The following is an 18,162-nucleotide window of genomic DNA, read 5'->3' as shown; positions in this document are numbered from 1 at the left end:
TTTTCTGGAATTTTTACTAGTATCAATACAATGAATGAATTAGTCCAAACTGAATTAAAAAAAATCTTTAATGGAAGATTTTCAACCTCTGAGTCCACTAGAGCTAATTATGCAAGAGGAGAGGATACTTATGAGCCAGTATTATCTCAAGCAGTAGTTTTTCCAGAGACTAATGAAGAAGTGTCAAAAATTTTAAAATTATGTAATGATAGTAAAATTCCCGTTGTTCCATTTGGTACTGGAACTTCTCTAGAGGGTAATGTTGTTGGCAACACTAATGGTATAACTATTTCATTGGAAAAGATGAACAAGGTTTTAAACGTAAATGCAGCTGATTTTGATTGTAGAGTACAAGCTAATGTTACCAGAAAACAATTAAATGAATATTTAAGAGAAGATGGAGTATTTTTCCCTATTGATCCAGGGGCTGATGCAGCTATTGGTGGAATGGCATCAACATCTGCATCTGGAACAATGGCAGTAAAGTATGGAACAATGAGAACTGTAATTTCAGGATTAACAGTAGTACTTGCTAATGGAGAAATAATTAAAACAGGCTCAAGAACAAAAAAATCTTCTGCTGGTTATAATTTAACAAATTTATTTATTGGATCAGAGGGTACACTTGGAATAATCACAGAAGTACAAGTAAGACTATCTCCAATTCCAGAAAGTATAATGAGTGCAGTCTGTTATTTTCCAGACTTGGACTCAGCAGTTCAAACAGCTCAAGAGGTAATTCAATATGGAATACCAATTGCTAGAATAGAAATGCTAAATAAAGATCAAATGGAAATAAGTATAAAATATTCAAAATTAGAAAATATAAAGGCATCTCCCACATTATTTTTTGAATTTCATGGGAGTGAAAGTTCAAATAAGGAAGCAATAAAACTAGTTGAAGAATTATCCAAAAATAATGGAGGAGGAGATTTTAAATGGGCCGTGTCCTTAGAGGAAAGAAATAAGTTGTGGCAAGCAAGACATGATGTCTATTGGTCCGTAAAGGCTCTTGGTAATAATATGAAAGTATATTCAACTGATGTTTGTGTACCTATTTCAAATTTAGTTGAGTGTATTTCGTGGGCAGAAAAAGAAGTTAAAAAACATGATCTTATTGCACCTATGGTTGGGCATGTTGGTGATGGAAACTTTCATTCAATAATTTTATTTGACCCAAATGACAAGGAAAAACAAAAAAAAATTAGAAAATATAGTGATGACCTAATAAGTAAGGCACTTGAATTAGAAGGAACAATAACTGGAGAGCACGGAATCGGTTTACAAAAAAAACATTATTTATTGAAAGAACATCCAGATAATATACCTGTTATGAAATCTATAAAGCGTAGTTTAGATGTAAATAATATTATGAATCCTGGTAAGGTATTTGACCTAAATTAATATGAAAAAAATATTAGTCACAAGAAAATTAATAAAGGATAGTGAAGAAAAAGCTTCAAAAATATTTGATGCAAAACTTAATGGTAATGATGAGTTATATTCTCAGTCAAAGCTTATTGAATTAAGTCAAGATCACGATGCTATCCTAACCTCTTTAACTGATAAGATGGATGAAGATACTATAAGTAAACTACCGAATAGTATTAAGGTAATTTCTAATTTTGCAGTTGGTTTTGGAAATATTGATTTAGAAGCGGCTAAAAAAAGAGGAATAGCAGTAACTAATACACCAGAAGTTTTATCGGACGCTACAGCAGAGATTGGGATTTTATTAATTCTTGGAGCATGTAGAAGAGTTCCAGAAGGTATTCAAGCTGCAAAAGAAAGTAACTGGAAATGGTCAGCAGATTATTTGATAGGAAAACAGTTAACAGGTTCAAGACTTGGAATCTTAGGTATGGGAAGAATAGGACAAAAGATTGCAAAAATAGCAAAATCTTTAGGTATGATTATTCATTATCATAACAGATCAAAACTAACTGAAGAAAAAGAAAACGGTGCAATTTATCACGACAGTATCAAAAGTCTTTTTGGAGTTTCGGATGTATTATCTATTTGTTGTCCTGCAACAAAAGAAACAGAAAATTTAATTAATAAAGAAACATTAGAATATTTTCCAACAGGTGCTGTTATAACAAATGTAGCTCGTGGAGATATTGTTGATGATGAAGCTTTAATCGATGCACTAAATAGAAGAAAAATTTATGCAGCAGGTCTTGATGTTTACAAAGGGGAACCAAATTTAAACCCAGGTTATTTAAAAATTAAAAGTGTTTTTATTTTACCTCATCTTGGAAGCGCTACAAAGCACACAAGAATTTCTATGGCTAATCTAGCTATAGACAATATTGATGAGTTTCTTAAAACAGGAAATTGCAAAAATAAAGTAAATTAGTTTCTTTATAATTTTCAATTATGAATAAAGTTATTTTGTCAAAACAAAAAGCGATAACTATATTTTTAGTATTCGCTATAGGGTATTATATTTCTAACTTGTTAAGAGCTATCACTGCAACTATTTCACCCAATCTTGTATCTGAATTTAATTTATCAGCTGGTGATTTAGGACTTTTGGGTGGTGGATATTTTTTAGGATTTGCTTCTGTTCAAATTCCACTTGGCTATCTATTAGACAATAAAGGCCCAAAAAAAATAGTTTCGTACTTTTTATTAGTTGCAATTGTAGGAATAATTTCATTTTCTTTATCACAAAACTTTATTTCTCTTTTAATTTCAAGAATTTTAATTGGAGTAGGTGTTGGAGCATGTTTAATGGGACCGTTAACTGCTTATAGAGTTTGGTTTCAAGACGAGACCCAACAAAGAGCAAATTCGTGGATGCTAATGACTGGCGCAATAGGAATGTTATCCTCTAGTTTGCCAGTACAATTTTTTTTACCAATAATAGGATGGAGATCAATATTTGGAATTTTAGCAATTCTAACTTTTTTTAGTATCGTTTTAATTGTTATTTTTATTCCTAATTGGAATAAAGGAAATACATATGATGAGAAAGGCTCCATAAAAGAAGTATGGCAGAATGAATTTTTTAAAAGTTTAGTGCCAATGGGTTTCTTTAATTATGGTGGTTTATTTGCTATCCAAACTTTATGGGCAGGACCATGGATGGTTAAGGTGTCTGGATACACTCCAGAAGAAAGTGCAAATGGTTTGTTTATTATTTACCTTTCCTTGCTTTTTTCTTTTTTAACTTGGGGGTATTTTGTACCAAGATTTTCTAAAAATGTTTCTGATGCAATAAGGTTATTGAAATTTGGTGCACCATTAAATTTAATAGTATTAGCCTTCATAATTTATCTAGGTCCAAAAGCAGGAGCATTTCATTGGGCATTTTTTGCAGTAAGTTCAGTATTTTTATCACTAAGTCAGCCTGCTGTTGGGATGGCTTTTTCACTTTCAAATGTTGGAAAAGCACTGACTTCGTTTAATTTACTTCTTTTTATTGGGGCATTTGCACTTCAATGGATTATTGGTATCATTATTGATGTCGCAATGAATTTTGGATTTTCAGAAATTTCAGGCTTTAGATTTGCAATGGTATTTTTTTTATTAACTTCTTTATTTTCTTACCTATTTTTCTTAATAAAAAATTTAAAGAATTAATTCTATTGTAAGTGTTTGTAAATTGTAGTTCGCGAAACACCAAGTCTTCGAGAAACTGCACTAATATTTCCGTTTTCTAAAAAAGTAGATTTAATTAAAATACATCTATCTTCTTTAAATTTTGATCCCTCACATTTTTTACATGCATAATTTTTTATTTTTATTTCTTTAGATATCTTTTTCTTAAAATTTTGACTTTTTATTACAAAAACAGATGAGCCTAAATGATCAGAAATTTTCATTATTTTATTTTGTAAAAGTTCGTTTGCTATTGAAGAAAATGAAGTTGTAAAAATATTATTAAAATTTTCATTCTTTAATGTTACGAGTCCATGCAACATTATTCTTGCATTAGAATTTGAGCCGACAACAAATCCGTCACCATTAATTGCAAGTAGACCAACACTATTGGTACTTAAGTATTCTTGACGTGGATGGAATGATAAAATTAATTCATTATTAAATTGATTTAAAAATAATTTTGTTTCAATACTTTTTGTAGCAAGTTTAACTAGTGCTAAGGTGTGCTGTTCCCTTGAATGCACATCAGTAGAGGCATCTATTATACCAATAGTTTTTCCTTCGTGATTTAGTATTGGACTTGCAAAACAAGATAACTTTCCATGTGACTCAAAAAAATGTTCCTTACCTGAAACTATGGAATCTTTATTCAGAGTAACAACTTGTCCCAATCCATTCGTACCTCCAATTTCTTCTCTCCAAATTGAACCTGGTATTACAATTTTTCCAACATCAGCTCTAAGACAAGTTTTATCATAAATAGTATCCATAACTGATCCAGCACTATCAGAATATGCTACCATAAAATTTGTCCCAGCTATTTGTGAATATAGAAGTTCAAGTTCAGGATTTATCAATCTTCTAATATATTCATTTTTTTCTTTAAGCTCATCAAGCTCTTTAGAAGTAAGAACAGTCCTCTTTGGATTCTTAAGTGGATCTAGTCCTGTTGAAATACATCTCTTCCAGCTATCAGATATATCTTTATCAATCAAAGAAGGTAAAAAACCCCTTTTCTTAGAAAGATCAGAAAATTCTTTTTCAACAGAAGTTAAATTTGGCATTTTTCATTTTAAGACATTATTTAAAATGAACAACCAACTATAAGTTGTATTTTGTTAACTTTATGAACACTTTTTTGTCCAGTTGACTCTCTGTTGTTCTCAATATTGGATAGGGTTTGTTATTAAAAAAAATTAACGAACTAAAAAGTAGAAAAAAATTATGAAAGCACAAGTTTTACATAAATATAATCCAAAAATGGATGAAAAAGTTTGGGTTACTGAGCAAGAAATGCCAGATCCAAAATTAGAAAAATCATCAGATGTTATAGTTAAAATTGGTGCTGCAGGAGTTTGTAGAACTGATCTGCATATTATTGAAGGTGTTTGGGAGCATATTCAAGATCCTAAAGGAGATTTATTACCTATGGTTATGGGACATGAAAATGCTGGATGGGTTGAAGAAGTAGGAAAAGATGTTGTAGGATTTAAAAAAGGTGATCCAGTTATTTTGCACCCAATTATTTCAGGAACTGACGGAACTTGTTTGAGCTGTCGTAGAGGTTTAGATCAGCATGCTGAAGAAGGAGCATTTCCAGGTTTGAATATTAAAGAAGGTGGGTATGCGGAATTACTTAAAACAAGTGTTCGTAACTTAATTAAACTGCCTACTATATTGGCACCAAAAGATGTTGCCCCTTTTTCTGATGCAGGACTAACCGCTTATAGGGTTGTTAAAAAAGCTACTAGACATTTATTGCCAGGTCAGACTTGTGTAATTATTGGAGCGGGTGGACTGGGTCATATAGCAATTCAATGTTTGAAAGCAATGTGTGCTGCAAATATTATTATTGTTGAAAAATCTGCTGAAGCATTAAAACATGCAATGTCACTTGGTGGCGACGAGGGAGTTTTAATTGATGGCAATGAAGTTGAAAGAGTTCTAGAGCTTACCAAAGGTAAAGGTGGTGAGGCTGTAATCGATTTTGTTGGTGAAAAAGGATCCACTGCAATGGGTATTAAAATGACAGCAGGAAGTGGATACTATTATATCGTTGGCTATGGTGAAGAAATCAGAGTTCTAGCTGTCGATGTAATTATTTCAGAAAAAACAATAGTTGGAAATTTAGTAGGAACGTGGTCTGAGTTATATGAGCTGATGGAGTTAGCTAACAAAGGGTTAGTTACACTATCTATGCAAGAGTATAAATTAGGCGATGCTAATAAAGCGCTTCATGACCTTAACGAAGGTAAAGTTAAGGGAAGAGCCGTTTTAGTTCCATAATAATAAATAAAGAGAGGGATAAATGAAAATAATAAAAACTTGCTTAAGCGCTATGATATCAGGAATTCTGATATTTAGCCCAGCTTATGCAGATAAGTGGAGTGATCAATTTCCACATATCAAAGCAACAGGGGATATTTCTGGTGACTGTTCTTATGAAAAAATTTCAAAAAAGAACTACAAAGGAAAAACTCTAAAAATAAACACGCATGCCGTTCCAGTAATTGGACAGCCTACAGCTCTTCATGCTGAACAGTTTGCAAAACTAACGGGCGCAACAGTTGATGTAACACATACACCTGCAGGTGATTTGTATGCAAAAGCTATGGTTCCCTTTAAAGCTGGTCAAGCTCCATACGACATCGTATTTGGTTTTTCCAACTTTATAAATGACTGGAGACAGTATTTAGCACCAGTTCCAAAAAAATATATGAACACAAAAGAGATGAAAGACGTTACAAAATCTCATGTAGGTGTTTCTTCTTGGGATGGAACTATGTATCAATATCCAGTTGACGGAGACAGACATTATCTAAAATATAGAAAAGACGTAATAGATAATCCTGAAATGCAAAAAAAATACAAAGCAGATACTGGTAAAGAGTTAAAAGTTCCTACAACTTGGAAAGAATATGGCGAAATGGCCAAATACTTTAATGGTTGGGATTGGGATGGAGATGGAGAAAAAGAATACGGTTCAGCTGAAGTTATGAAAAAAGACGACTTAATGTTCGCAGCTTTTTTCAGTAGATCAGTAGCGTATGCTAAAAATCCTAGAACTCCAGGTGGTTTCTTTTTTGATTTAGAAACTATGAAACCAAATGTTAATAATCCAGGTTTTGTTGAAGCTTTAACTGACTGGGTAGAAGCTACTAAGTATGTTCCTCCAGGAGGAATTAACTTTGGACTAGGTGATGAAATTGGATCATTTGGTGGTGGACAAACTCTATTTAGTTTTTCATGGGATGATGCTTTTATTGCAGCGATGCAAGATGATAGTCCTATTAAAAATAAAGTAGGTACAGCTCCTCTTCCAGGCGCAGATAAAGTTTGGAACAGAGTATCTGGAAAATGGGATAACAAATATAACCAAGCACCGTACATCGTATGGGGTTGGGCAGTAGGTGTTGCTAAGAAAAGTAAAGTACAAGAGATGGCATTTGACTATCTATGTTTCTTTTCTAACGGAGCAAACCACCAAGCTGACTTAGCTATTGGTAACTTTGGTGTTAATCCATTTAAAAACTCTGATTTCGATCCAAATCTTTACATAGATACAATGGGTTGGGATGCAGATATTGCAAAATCATACACTAAGACGCTTAAAGATATGGAAAAAAGTAAGAATAGAGTTTTCCCTTTAAGAGTTCGTGGTGTGTTTGAATTCACTAGTGCAGTTGCAACTGGAACTTCTAAGGCTTTAGCTGGTCAGCTATCTCCTCAAGAAGCTTTGGATGAAGTTGCTAAAGAGTGGGAAGCAATTGTCAAAAGAGTTGGTAAATCAGCAGTACAAGAAGACTATGCTGTTGGTGTCAAAATGGAAGACAACAAGTTATAAAATAACTTTATGTGGCCATTTTAATTAGTGGCCACATACATTACATTCAAAATTTAATTACATGAACTTTAAACATAAGTACGTTTTTTTATTTCCAGGTTTATTTGTTCTTATAGGCATCTTAATTTTTCCAATAATATTTGTAGTACGTTTAAGTTTATCAGGCTGGAATAGTTACAATGGTTTAAACTTTATAGGTCTCGAAAATTATGTCAGATTATTTACTGATGATCCACGATTCTGGGAGTCGTTTATTAGATTAAGTTTTTTGTCAGTTACAACTGTTGTTCTGCAATATGTAATTGGCTTTGCACTAGCTCATATGGTTTGGAAGGAAATCAAGTTTCAAAGGTTTTTTAGAGTATTATTTTTAATACCCATGATGACTACCCCAGTTATTATGACTGTTATTTGGAGAACTTTTTTTCATGAGTCACTAGGTCCTGTTAATGATCTTTTACAAATTTTTGATATTGCACCAAAATGGCTTACCGATCCTACTTTAGCTAAAGTTACAGTTATTATTGTTGAAGTTTGGCAGTGGACACCTTTTATGTTTTTACTATTGTTAGCTGGTCTTTTATCACTTCCTAAAGAACCTTTTTTAGCAGCTGCAATTGATGGAGCAAGTCCAATTAGAAAATTTATTTACGTAACATTTCCATTAATGGCACCAATATCTATTGGAGCAATTATCATAAGACTGATTGAAGCTTCAAAAATAATGGATACTGTTTATGTCTTAACCTCGGGTGGTCCAGGAACTTCAACTGAGACATCAAGTTTTTATATCTTTATTAAAGGATTGAGAGAATTTCAAATGGGTTATGCTGCTTCAATGTCATTCACTTATTTAATAATAATGATCATAAGTTTAACAGTTATTGCAAAAGTATTAACCAAACTATTACTCAAAGATTAAATATGGGAAAATTATACACATTCTTAAAATATTTTTTTATTACAGTTTGGACTGTTTTTGTTGTGGCACCTTTTCTTTGGGCACTTACAACTTCTTTTAAAGATTTTAATTCAGTAAATGGAGGTGTTACTTACATCCCGTGGGTTGATTTTGAACCAAACTTAGAGGGTTGGAGAGTTTTAATTAAATCTCCAGCACAAGGAGGAGTAGACATTGTTGAACCTTATTTTAATAGTTTATTTGTAACATGCACTGCAAGTTTAGTTAGCATAATACTTGGAACCTTATCTGCTTATGCTCTTTCTAGATATACATTTAAAGCAGGTCCTATAAAAAATAATGACATTACTTTCTTTTTTATTTCTCAAAGAATTATGCCACCAATTGTTTTATCAATACCTTTCTTTTTATTTCTTGGTGCGGTTAATTTATTGGACAGTCTATTTGGACTAATAGTTGTTTATATTGTTTTGTTAATGCCAATAGCAGTTTGGATTATGGTTGATTTTTTTAATAAAGTTCCAAGAGAGATAGATGAAACGGCATTGATAGATGGATGTAATCCTTACCAGGCATTTTATAAAGTTGTATTACCAAATTCAATACCAGGGTTAATTGTTGCTGGAATGTTTTGTATTATATTTGGATGGATTGATTTCTTTTTTGCTTTTATTTTAACCTTTACTGAAGTGCAGTTACTTCCTGTAAAAATTGTAGCTTTAAACTCTTCAATAACACCATGGTGGAGTTTATCAGCCTCAGCACTAGTTTCTGTTGCGCCATTAATTGTTGTTGCATTTATTGTTGAGAGATATTTATCAAAAGGAAATCTATCAGGAGCAATTAAATAATGAATTTGGTTGGTGAAAACTTATCGTATAAATTAACTGAAGAACTTCAGTTAAGAAAAATCTCTTTTAATTTTGAAAAAGGTAAATTATATACAATTTTGGGTAGAACACTTTCTGGGAAAACCACCTTATTAAAAACAATAGCAGGGCTACTTTTGCCAGATAGTGGATCGATTAGATTTGAAGATAAGAATTTTTTAGAGATACCCGTGTGGAAAAGAAATATTGCCATGGTTTATCAGCAATTCATTAACTACCCTCACTTAAATGTTTTTGACAATATAGCTTTTCCTCTAAAACAAAGAGGTTTAGTCTCTCAAAAGATTAATGATGAGGTTTTTAAATCTTTAAAATTAGTAGGACTAGAGGGTTATGAAAAAAGAAAAATCCAAGAATTATCAGGTGGCCAACAGCAAAGAGTTTCAGTTGCAAGATCACTTGTAAAAAATGCAAAAATTTTATTACTGGATGAGCCATTAGTTAATTTAGATTACAAGTTAAGAGAGCAGTTACGAGAAGAGTTTAAAAATATCTTTGTTAACGGTCTATCAAAGGAAAGTATTGTAATTTTTTCAACAACGGATCCTAGAGAAGCAATGGAACTTAATGGTGAAGTCATTGTTCTCGATGAAGGTAGAGTGCTACAGGTAGGTGCTGCCAAAGAAATATTTGAAAACCCTAAAAATTTAAAAGTTGCAGCCATTTCAAATGACCCACCAATGAATGTTTTAAAAGTTGATATAGATTCTAATAAAATAAAATTTGAAGACATTGAAATAGATATTCCAAATCATTTATCTAAATTAAAAGATAAGAATTTTAATTTTGGTATAAGAGCGTCAGATGTTGAGCTAAATGATAATGGTTTTGAGTTTGAAGTAGAGCTTGCAGAAATTAGTGGCTCAGAAACTTTACTTCATCTTACCAGGGGAAATGCAAAAATTATAACCAGTATAGAGGAAGTGATGGATTTCAAAATTCGTGATAAAGTTAAAATTAATTTTAAATCAAACAAAGCTTATGCATTTGATGAAACTGGAAATTTAGCTTCATCTCCATTTGGAGGCACTAATGTCTAAAATTAATTTAAATAAGATATCTCACTCATATAATCCAAACGATGCTAATCCAACTTATGCACTAAACCCATTTTCGATGATCTGGGAAGATGGAAAGAGATATGCAATTTTAGGTCCGTCTGGATGTGGAAAAACAACAATGTTAAATATTGTATCAGGGCTAGTAAGGCCTTCATCAGGAAAAATATTATTTGATGAAAAAGATGTTACAGAGCTTAAAACTGAAAATAGAAATATTGCGCAAGTTTTTCAATTTCCAGTGATTTACAGCACCATGACTGTATATGATAATTTGGCTTTCCCTTTAAGATGTAGAGATTTTTCTAAAGAAATAGTGGAAGAAAGAGTTAATTCTGTTGCAGAAACATTAAATTTAAAATCTTTCTTAAATTTGCCTGCTAGAAAACTCACAGCAGATCAAAAACAGTTAATTTCATTGGGTAGAGGACTTGTAAGAGAGGATGTAGCAGCAGTTCTAATGGACGAGCCATTAACAGTTATAGATCCTGATCTAAAATTTAAATTAAGAAGAAATCTTAAAGAAATAAATGAGCAATACAAAACAACTCTTGTATACGTTACGCACGATCAAAACGAAGCTATGACTTTTGCTGATAATATAATTGTTATGAGTGAAGGCGAAGTGGTTCAAACAGGGACACCCAAAGAATTATTTGAAAGACCAAATACTACTTTTGTTGGATATTTTATAGGCTCTCCTGCAATGAATTTATTTGAAACCGAAGCATCATCTGACAATAGTGTTAAGATTAATGATACTTTAATTAAAACAAGTACAGATTTATCAAGATTAAAAGATAAAAAAATTAAATTAGGCATAAGATCAGAATTTATTAAGATAGCAAAAAATAAAAAAGAAAACGTAATTAGTGCGAATGTAGAAAAAGTTGAAGATCTTGGAAACTATAAACTGCTTACGGCAAAGATTGGAAGTCTTACGATAAAATCTAAAATAAGCAGAGAAACAGAAGTTCCATTAGATAAAGTAGACTTGCATATACCTGAAGATAAATGCTGTATTTATGAGAATGAAAAATTAATTTAAATTAAAAAAATATTCTTTTAAAAAACCAATAAAAGCCAATTAATGCAATTATTAATGAAAGAGGCTTAGTAATTCTATTACGGTACCAAGGTTTATTTTGAAATAGCAATGAGATAAAAATATAGGATAAAAGTATCACGCTAATTTGACCTAGCTCAACTCCAATATTAAAAGAAATCAAACTTGAAATAAATAAACCATCTGAAATTCCAATTTCATTTAAAACTCCAGCAAACCCTAAACCATGGAGTAATCCAAAAATAAAAATTATATAGGGTCTAGTTTTTTTTAAATTTTCGGTAAATAGATTCTCAATAGCAATAAAACAGATTGATAGAGCAATGATAGGTTCAACAATTATTGAGGGTATTTTTATTACATCTAGAGCACCAAGAAACAATGTTATTGTGTGTGCTAAAGTAAAAATTGAAACCTGTAATACCAAAGGCCTTAACCTCGAAGATAGAAGAAATAAAGCGAGAACAAATAATATATGGTCTAAACCTTTGGGTATTATGTGCTTAAAACCTAGTTGAGTATAAGATTTAATATTGTCTATAAGACTTTCTTCTATTTGGTTTGTTATGCTAAACCATCCTGATTTATCATCACTTTCAATTAGTTCTGAATATAAACCCTCATTATTTTTAGAATTAACCCTTAAAATGATGGATCCTAAATTTTTATCCCAAGAAAACTTTAAGTCTTCATTTTTTATATTTTTAATATCAAAGTTAATAACTGTATCTCTAATTATGTCAGTATTACCAACCTCGGGTATGTCCACACTTAGTAGAGCCAAGTCATAATTAGAATTAGCAGAAGTTAAGTAAATTTTGTTTTGAAGGTTCATTATTTTAGAATTAAATTTTTTAAGTAATTCAACAGCACTCATAGTTCTTAAGTTTTCATATTGATCTGACTCCTCAGATTCTTCTGTGTTAGAGTGATCCATATTAATCTCAGCAATAATAGCCTCAAGATTTAATCGGATTGATAGAGTAGCGTTTATGATATTATCTTTTTCATAAATATTAAGATTTGCAATTGCTGGACGTAGTTCATGGGCATAAGATGACTTAATGAAAAATAATAAAAATATAAATATTTTAAAAAACATTAACTTATTAAATCAGATTTTTTATTTTTTTGTAATCTTATTATTGACTACTTTTTTAAAGTTTAATGTACATGCCCATGAATTATGGCTTGAGCCAATTAATTTTAGATTTAATAATAAAGAAGTGTCCAAGATACATATTAAGGTGGGCGAAAAATTCAATGGCTCTCCATTTGGTTATTATGATCCAAATAAAAAAAATTTATATTTAGAAAATAAAAACAAAGTAATGAATTTATCTCAAAGAGATGGAAATTTTCCTGCAATTCAAACATTAATTCTAGATAAAGGTTTTCATGTGATAACTTATGAAACAAATTTTGAATTCTTAAAATATGAATCTTTAGAAAAGTTTAAAGATTTTATAAAAGAACAAGGTCTTCTTAGCAGTGTAGGTAATATTGATATCAATAAAACTCCCACAGAGAACTATAGAAGGTTTGCAAAAACATTAATGACGGATGGATATAAAGACTTTTTTATCCAAAAACCAAAATTAGATTTTGAGATTATTGCTTTAACTTCACCTTATAACCTTCAGGAGGAATTATTTGAGTTTCAACTATTTGAAAAAGGCAGCTCTTTAAAAAATTGGCAAATTATTATTTTCAGTAGAGATGAAGAAAATAGCTATAAAGAAATTGTAAAAACAAACACAAATGGAGTTGGTAGAATAAAAATTTTTGACAATAGAGCCTATTTACTAAGTGCAGTTAAGTTGGACAAAGCAAATTATTTAGAAAAAATAAAATATAAATCAGACTGGTTTAGTTTGTGGGCGAGCTTAACTTTTAAAAAATAATTCAATTTGCAGTTGTAGTCAAAATAGTCATATCATAAATTTAACCTTATACAGCAACGTTTATTTAACTAATGCTGACCAGTATTCCTTAGACTCTAATTCTGATTTGTGATTAAAATCCTGACAGTTAATTAACTAATATAAATAATAAGGAGAGAGAAATAATGATTAAAGAAAAAAAATCATTGAAGAATTCAACTTCTTCAAGACGTAAGTTCTTTAAGACTGCTGCTAAAGCCGGTGCTGTAGCTGCAGCTACTGTTGCAATGCCAAATATTGCAACTGCAGGATCTCACGCTACTGTATTAAAGATGCAAGCTGCTTGGCCTTCAGGTGCAAACATCTTTTTTGAAATGGCGCAAGACTACTGTAACATGGTTAGCGATATGTCAGGTGGATCACTTAAAATTGATCTTCAGCCTGTAAACGCAATCGTTAAAACTTCAGAAATCGGAGCAGCGGTAAGCGATGGAATCGTTGATATGGGTCACTGGGTGACTGCATATTGGTACGGTAAAAACGCTGCAGCTTCACTTTTTGGAACTGGTCCTTCATACGGAATGTCATCTCAAGAAGTTATGGGATGGATGGAGTATGGTGGAGGAAGAAAACTATATGAAGAAGCAGTAGCTAGTGTTGGATTTAACTACACTGGTTTCTTTCATATGCCTATGCCAGCACAACCTTTTGGTTGGTTCAAAAAGAACGTAACTAAAGTATCTGATGTTAAAGGTATGAAGTATAGAACAGTTGGTCTAGCGACTAATGTTTTAACTGCTATGGGAATGGTCGTAAGACAATTACCAGGTGGTGAGATTCAACCAGCAATGAAAACTGGTTTGATTGATGCTGCTGAGTTTAACAACCCAACATCAGACTCACAGTTTGGAATGCAAGATGTCTCTAAACACTATCACTTAGGAAGTTTTCACCAATCTCAAGAGATGTTTGAAATTCCTATGAACACGAAGAGACTGAAAAGCCTATCACCTGCTCATCAAGCTATCTTAAAAAACGCTGCTTATGCTGCGAATACAGATAACTACTTCAAAGCGCTTGTTAGATATTCTGACAGTTTAGCTGATTTGATGAACACACATAAGGTTAACGTTTACCAAACATCTGATGCCATTTTAGCTGAACAGTTAAAAGGTTGGGATAAAATTGTTGGAGAATTCTCTGCAAAAGATGCATTCTTCAAGAAGGTAATCGACTCTCAAAAAGCATATGCTAAGAAAGTAATGAAGTACTTGCTGATGAATCAGCCTAATTACAAACTAGCTTATGAAAATGAGTTTGGTCCAATTGGAAAAGTTAAAATTTAATTAACTTTTTAATATTTTAAGAAGGGGGTCTCGGCCCCCTTTTTTTATTGTACAGTTTTTAATAAAATTAGAGTATCCTACTCAAATCATGATGAGAGCTTATATAAAATTTGCTGACACGTTAAGCACTTCAATAGGTAAGGCTTTTTCTTGGTGTATTGTTATTTTGATGGGTGGAACTTGTTACGAAGTTATGATGGCCTATGTATTTAATAAGCCAACACTTTGGAATTTTGACTTCAGTATGCAGATGTATGGTGCAATATTAATGATGTCAGGTGCTTATTGCTTAGCAACAGAATCTCATGTTAGAGGAGATGTAATTTACAGATTATTTAAACCAAGAACACAAGGTTATATTGATTTAGTACTTTATTTTATTTTCTTTTTTCCAGGCGTAATATCGTTAGCATTTTATGGTTACGAATATGCTGCACTTGCTTGGAAGATAAAAGAAACTAGCTGGAGTAGTCCGGCACAAATTAATATTTATATGGTAAAATCCCTGATACCAGCTGCAGGAATATTTTTGGTTATACAAGGAATTGCCGAAGTATTTAGATCAATCATTTGCATTAAAACTGGACATTGGCCAGCAAGGATGGTTGTTGCAGAAGAAACAGAACAAATTTTAATGAGAACAGCACAAGACGAGGATCAAAAAGATGTTATTTAGTTTAACAAATCCAGAAGTTGCTATCTTCATGATGGGGCTATTTTTATTTGCGGTGCTATTAGGTTTTCCAATTGCTTTTACTTTAATGGCAATGGGAATAGGTTTTGGATATTATGCCTATTACGATCCTGCTTTAATGGATCACATATTTGATAATAGGATATTTTCTTTATTTGTAAAAAATACTTATACTGTTATGGATAATAACGTGCTCACTGCCGTCCCACTGTTTTTATTTATGGGATATTTAGTTGAAAGAGCTGGAATTGTATCAAAATTATTTTTTGCTATAAGACTTGCAGCTCACAGATTACCAGCTTCAATGGCAGTAGCTGCTCTAATAACATGTACTTTATTTTCTACAGCAACAGGAATTATTGGTGCTGTTGTAACCTTAATGGGTCTACTTGCTTGGCCTGCGATGGTTAAAGCAGGATATGATAAAAAATTTGCTTCAGGAGTAATTTGTGCGGGTGGATGCTTGGGTATTTTAATACCACCTAGTATTATGCTAATTGTTTATTCAGTAATAGCTCAGTTATCTCCTTTGAGATTATTTGCTGCAGCAATTTTTCCAGGATTATTGCTTGCAGGGTTATATATAACTTACGCAGTGGGTAGAGCTTGGCTCCAACCATCAATTGCACCCAAGCCAAGAGCAGAAGATATTCCACCACGAGCTGAGATTTTAAAAGAAGTATTAGTTTCTTTTGTCCCTCTTTTTGGATTAATAATGTTAGTGCTTGGAACAATTTTAGCAGGTATAGCAACGCCAGCAGAGGCCGCAGCAGCAGGAGCATTTGGTGCTATATTGTTATCTTGGTTCTACAAAACACTTAAATGGCAAAGTTTTAAAGAGTCTGTTTTTCTAACAGCAAAAACTACAGCAATGATTATGTGGTTATTTATTGGTTCTTGGACTTTTTCTTCTGTATTTTCTTATTTAGGTGGTCATGAAATTTTTGAACATTTTTTTACATCAATTGAAATATCAACGTGGCAATTTTTAATTATTACTCAAGTAATAATTTTCCTTTTAGGATGGCCGTTAGAATGGACTGAAATTCTAATTATATTTGTTCCAATATTTTTACCATTACTTGAGGTATTTGATGTTAATCCATATTTCTTTGCAATGTTAATAGCCCTAAATTTACAAACATCCTTTTTAACGCCTCCTATGGCCATGTCCGCTTATTATTTAAAGGGTGTTCAAAAGAAAAATGTTGAATTGATGGAAATATTTGCGGGCATTATGCCGTTCTTAGGAATAGTAATATTTGCAATGTTTCTTATGTATATGTTTCCAGGTATTGCTTTGTGGCTGCCAGAAACGTTATTTGCAAACTAAATAATTTAAAATGCTAAATATATCTACTCTAACAACTAATAAATTGGTTGAGCACCTAAAATCAGGTCAGATTTCCTCAGTAGAAGTTTGTAATCAATATATTGAGAGAATTGAAAAATTTGAAAAAGATGTAAAGGCTTGGGAGTATTTTGATAAAAAAAAACTTTTAGAAAAAGCTGCTGAAGCAGATGAGCATAGAAAATCAGGAAAACCACTTGGATCTTTGCACGGTCTACCAATTGCTGTTAAGGATATAATAGGTACTTTTGAAATGCCTACTGAATGTGGCTCTCCTGTCAGAAAAAAAATGCCAAGCTCACAAGATTCTGAAGTTGTTAATCTACTTAAGATTGAAGGTGCAATAGTAATGGGAAAGACTGTAACTACTGAACTTGCATATTTTCACCCAGGCAAAACTACTAACCCACATGATAATTCAAGAACACCTGGAGGGTCATCAAGCGGCTCTGCGGCAGCAATAGCAGCACATATGGCACCATTATCAATTGGATCACAAACTAATGGATCAATTATTAGACCTGCTTCTTACTGTGGAGTTGTTGGTTATAAACCATCTTATGGGTTGATTTCACGAAGCGGAGTGATGAGACAATCTGATAAATTAGATCACATTGGAGTGTTTGGAAAAACGGTAGAAGATGTTGCTCTGTTTGCAAAATCATTAATAAAAAAAGATTTATACGATCCATCAACTATTCATTATGCGGCAGATGAAATGTTAAATGTTTGTAAAAAAGGACCACTATATGAGCCTAAATTTATTTTTTATAAAACTAAAAACTGGAAAAATATTGATAAAGAATCGCAAAAATCTTTTGAGTTCTTTATAAAAACTTTTAAAAAAAATATTGAAGTATTTGATACCCCCTCTTATTTTGATGATATTCCAAAATACCATAAAATAATTCATGAAACAGATATGGCAAATAATTTTCAAGGCTATTATAAAAAATCAAAAAAACATCTTTCTAAAGAAATGGTCAGTGCAATTGAAAGAGGTCTAAAGTACTCAGCCAAAGAATATGCTGAAGCGATAGATTTTATGAAGAGAAGTTATGAATCTTATAAAGAAGTTTTTGAGGATTACCATGGAGTATTAACTCCATCATCAGCAGGGGTTGCACCGAAGGGTCTTAAGAGTACCGGAAGTCCAGAATTTTGTACTATTTGGACTTATATGGGTCTACCATCCATTTCATTACCTTTACTTGTTGGAGAAAATAATTTACCATTAGGTGTACAGTTAATTGGGGACAAGCTAGATGATTTAAGATTTCTAGGTGTAGCCAACTGGCTAGAAAAAAATTGTAAAAAATATGCTAAATAAAATAACAACTCTAATAGGATCGTGCCTTGCAGCACTATTTCTTATTGGCCTTGCAACAACTTTAACTAGATCCTCGATGATCGGTTTTTGGGATATATTGCCAGTGTTTATTTTAATGGCAGTAGCAATTTTTATGATGTTCTACGAAGCTTTTTTCGATAAGAATTAA

The 18,162-nt window shown here is 32.0% G+C and carries 17 protein-coding genes; 15 read left to right on the top strand and 2 right to left on the bottom strand.

Annotation, left to right across the window (positions count from 1 at the left end; translation table 11 throughout):
* The first annotated feature begins 30 nt into the window (after positions 1-30).
* Genes ABXT47_RS06240 through ABXT47_RS06230 form a run of 3 tightly spaced genes read left to right on the top strand, consistent with a single transcriptional unit; the run spans position 31 to position 3,588 of the window.
* Positions 31-1,404 (top strand): FAD-binding oxidoreductase, encoded by a 1,374-nt coding sequence (locus tag ABXT47_RS06240; RefSeq protein ID WP_415308265.1) that lies wholly within the window; start codon positions 31-33, stop codon positions 1,402-1,404.
* Between the two features lies 1 nt (position 1,405).
* Positions 1,406-2,359: a 2-hydroxyacid dehydrogenase gene (locus ABXT47_RS06235; protein WP_415308264.1), complete on the top strand. Its 954-nt coding sequence runs from the start codon at positions 1,406-1,408 to the stop codon at positions 2,357-2,359.
* A gap of 20 nt (positions 2,360-2,379) precedes the next feature.
* Positions 2,380-3,588 (top strand): MFS transporter, encoded by a 1,209-nt coding sequence (locus ABXT47_RS06230; protein WP_415308263.1) that lies wholly within the window; start codon positions 2,380-2,382, stop codon positions 3,586-3,588.
* 2 nt (positions 3,589-3,590) lie between these two features.
* On the opposite strand, the gene ABXT47_RS06225 is transcribed toward ABXT47_RS06230, so the two are convergent.
* Entirely contained in the window at positions 3,591-4,673 is a 1,083-nt protein-coding gene (locus ABXT47_RS06225; RefSeq protein ID WP_415308262.1) for a GAF domain-containing protein, read from the bottom strand.
* A 160-nt stretch (positions 4,674-4,833) separates the two neighbouring features.
* On the opposite strand from ABXT47_RS06225, the gene ABXT47_RS06220 reads away from it, so the two are divergent.
* From ABXT47_RS06220 to ABXT47_RS06195, 6 genes are all read left to right on the top strand, one after another.
* On the top strand, positions 4,834-5,895 hold the full coding sequence (locus ABXT47_RS06220; RefSeq protein WP_011281587.1) for an NAD(P)-dependent alcohol dehydrogenase: 1,062 nt from the start codon (positions 4,834-4,836) through the stop codon (positions 5,893-5,895).
* 22 nt (positions 5,896-5,917) lie between these two features.
* Entirely contained in the window at positions 5,918-7,453 is a 1,536-nt protein-coding gene (locus ABXT47_RS06215) for an ABC transporter substrate-binding protein (RefSeq protein WP_415308261.1), read from the top strand.
* A 61-nt stretch (positions 7,454-7,514) separates the two neighbouring features.
* Positions 7,515-8,375, top strand: coding sequence for a carbohydrate ABC transporter permease (locus ABXT47_RS06210; RefSeq protein WP_415308260.1), 861 nt, complete (start codon positions 7,515-7,517; stop codon positions 8,373-8,375).
* 2 nt (positions 8,376-8,377) lie between these two features.
* The gene (locus ABXT47_RS06205; RefSeq protein ID WP_415290424.1) at positions 8,378-9,226 is read left to right on the top strand and encodes a carbohydrate ABC transporter permease; all 849 of its coding nucleotides are present in this window, start codon (positions 8,378-8,380) and stop codon (positions 9,224-9,226) included.
* Entirely contained in the window at positions 9,226-10,305 is a 1,080-nt protein-coding gene (locus ABXT47_RS06200) for an ABC transporter ATP-binding protein (protein WP_415308259.1), read from the top strand. The genes ABXT47_RS06205 and ABXT47_RS06200 overlap by 1 nt, the downstream gene beginning before the upstream one ends.
* A complete protein-coding gene (locus ABXT47_RS06195; RefSeq protein ID WP_415308258.1) occupies positions 10,298-11,371 on the top strand; it encodes an ABC transporter ATP-binding protein in 1,074 nt (357 codons plus the stop codon). Before ABXT47_RS06200 ends, ABXT47_RS06195 begins: the two co-directional genes overlap by 8 nt.
* 1 nt (position 11,372) lies before the next feature.
* On the opposite strand, the gene ABXT47_RS06190 is transcribed toward ABXT47_RS06195, so the two are convergent.
* Complete coding sequence (locus ABXT47_RS06190; protein WP_415308257.1) at positions 11,373-12,491, bottom strand: HupE/UreJ family protein; 1,119 nt, start codon at positions 12,489-12,491, stop codon at positions 11,373-11,375.
* Here ABXT47_RS06190 and ABXT47_RS06185 point away from each other — a divergent pair.
* The 6 genes from ABXT47_RS06185 (at position 12,454) to ABXT47_RS06160 (ending at position 18,162) form a co-directional block, all read left to right on the top strand.
* Complete coding sequence (locus ABXT47_RS06185) at positions 12,454-13,293, top strand: DUF4198 domain-containing protein (RefSeq protein ID WP_415308256.1); 840 nt, start codon at positions 12,454-12,456, stop codon at positions 13,291-13,293. The two genes, ABXT47_RS06190 and ABXT47_RS06185, sit on opposite strands and share 38 nt — an antisense overlap.
* 164 nt (positions 13,294-13,457) lie before the next feature.
* The gene (locus ABXT47_RS06180; protein ID WP_415308255.1) at positions 13,458-14,618 is read left to right on the top strand and encodes a TRAP transporter substrate-binding protein; all 1,161 of its coding nucleotides are present in this window, start codon (positions 13,458-13,460) and stop codon (positions 14,616-14,618) included.
* A 91-nt stretch (positions 14,619-14,709) separates the two neighbouring features.
* Complete coding sequence (locus ABXT47_RS06175) at positions 14,710-15,294, top strand: TRAP transporter small permease subunit (RefSeq protein ID WP_415309369.1); 585 nt, start codon at positions 14,710-14,712, stop codon at positions 15,292-15,294.
* Positions 15,284-16,645, top strand: coding sequence for a TRAP transporter large permease (locus tag ABXT47_RS06170; protein WP_415308254.1), 1,362 nt, complete (start codon positions 15,284-15,286; stop codon positions 16,643-16,645). The genes ABXT47_RS06175 and ABXT47_RS06170 overlap by 11 nt, the downstream gene beginning before the upstream one ends.
* A 10-nt stretch (positions 16,646-16,655) precedes the next feature.
* Positions 16,656-17,993 carry an amidase gene (locus ABXT47_RS06165; RefSeq protein WP_415308253.1) on the top strand — a complete coding sequence of 446 codons (1,338 nt, stop codon included), beginning with the start codon at positions 16,656-16,658 and terminating at the stop codon, positions 17,991-17,993.
* The gene (locus tag ABXT47_RS06160; protein WP_415308252.1) at positions 17,983-18,162 is read left to right on the top strand and encodes a hypothetical protein; all 180 of its coding nucleotides are present in this window, start codon (positions 17,983-17,985) and stop codon (positions 18,160-18,162) included. Before ABXT47_RS06165 ends, ABXT47_RS06160 begins: the two co-directional genes overlap by 11 nt.

Source organism: Candidatus Pelagibacter sp. Uisw_099_02, from assembly GCF_047727625.1.
Taxonomy (GTDB): Bacteria; Pseudomonadota; Alphaproteobacteria; order Pelagibacterales; family Pelagibacteraceae; genus Pelagibacter.
This window is presented reverse-complemented; position numbering and strand designations above follow the sequence as displayed.

What these genes read in the sequence shown, in the direction of transcription:
- ABXT47_RS06240 (WP_415308265.1), top strand. Translation starts at nt 31, where the DNA reads ATGAATGAATTAGTCCAAACTGAATTAAAAAAAATCTTTAATGGAAGA.
- ABXT47_RS06235 (WP_415308264.1), top strand. Translation starts at nt 1,406, where the DNA reads ATGAAAAAAATATTAGTCACAAGAAAATTAATAAAGGATAGTGAAGAA.
- ABXT47_RS06230 (WP_415308263.1), top strand. Translation starts at nt 2,380, where the DNA reads ATGAATAAAGTTATTTTGTCAAAACAAAAAGCGATAACTATATTTTTA.
- ABXT47_RS06225 (WP_415308262.1), bottom strand. Translation starts at nt 4,673, where the DNA reads ATGCCAAATTTAACTTCTGTTGAAAAAGAATTTTCTGATCTTTCTAAG.
- ABXT47_RS06220 (WP_011281587.1), top strand. Translation starts at nt 4,834, where the DNA reads ATGAAAGCACAAGTTTTACATAAATATAATCCAAAAATGGATGAAAAA.
- ABXT47_RS06215 (WP_415308261.1), top strand. Translation starts at nt 5,918, where the DNA reads ATGAAAATAATAAAAACTTGCTTAAGCGCTATGATATCAGGAATTCTG.
- ABXT47_RS06210 (WP_415308260.1), top strand. Translation starts at nt 7,515, where the DNA reads ATGAACTTTAAACATAAGTACGTTTTTTTATTTCCAGGTTTATTTGTT.
- ABXT47_RS06205 (WP_415290424.1), top strand. Translation starts at nt 8,378, where the DNA reads ATGGGAAAATTATACACATTCTTAAAATATTTTTTTATTACAGTTTGG.
- ABXT47_RS06200 (WP_415308259.1), top strand. Translation starts at nt 9,226, where the DNA reads ATGAATTTGGTTGGTGAAAACTTATCGTATAAATTAACTGAAGAACTT.
- ABXT47_RS06195 (WP_415308258.1), top strand. Translation starts at nt 10,298, where the DNA reads ATGTCTAAAATTAATTTAAATAAGATATCTCACTCATATAATCCAAAC.
- ABXT47_RS06185 (WP_415308256.1), top strand. Translation starts at nt 12,454, where the DNA reads ATGAAAAATAATAAAAATATAAATATTTTAAAAAACATTAACTTATTA.
- ABXT47_RS06190 (WP_415308257.1), bottom strand. Translation starts at nt 12,491, where the DNA reads ATGTTTTTTAAAATATTTATATTTTTATTATTTTTCATTAAGTCATCT.
- ABXT47_RS06180 (WP_415308255.1), top strand. Translation starts at nt 13,458, where the DNA reads ATGATTAAAGAAAAAAAATCATTGAAGAATTCAACTTCTTCAAGACGT.
- ABXT47_RS06175 (WP_415309369.1), top strand. Translation starts at nt 14,710, where the DNA reads ATGAGAGCTTATATAAAATTTGCTGACACGTTAAGCACTTCAATAGGT.
- ABXT47_RS06170 (WP_415308254.1), top strand. Translation starts at nt 15,284, where the DNA reads ATGTTATTTAGTTTAACAAATCCAGAAGTTGCTATCTTCATGATGGGG.
- ABXT47_RS06165 (WP_415308253.1), top strand. Translation starts at nt 16,656, where the DNA reads ATGCTAAATATATCTACTCTAACAACTAATAAATTGGTTGAGCACCTA.
- ABXT47_RS06160 (WP_415308252.1), top strand. Translation starts at nt 17,983, where the DNA reads ATGCTAAATAAAATAACAACTCTAATAGGATCGTGCCTTGCAGCACTA.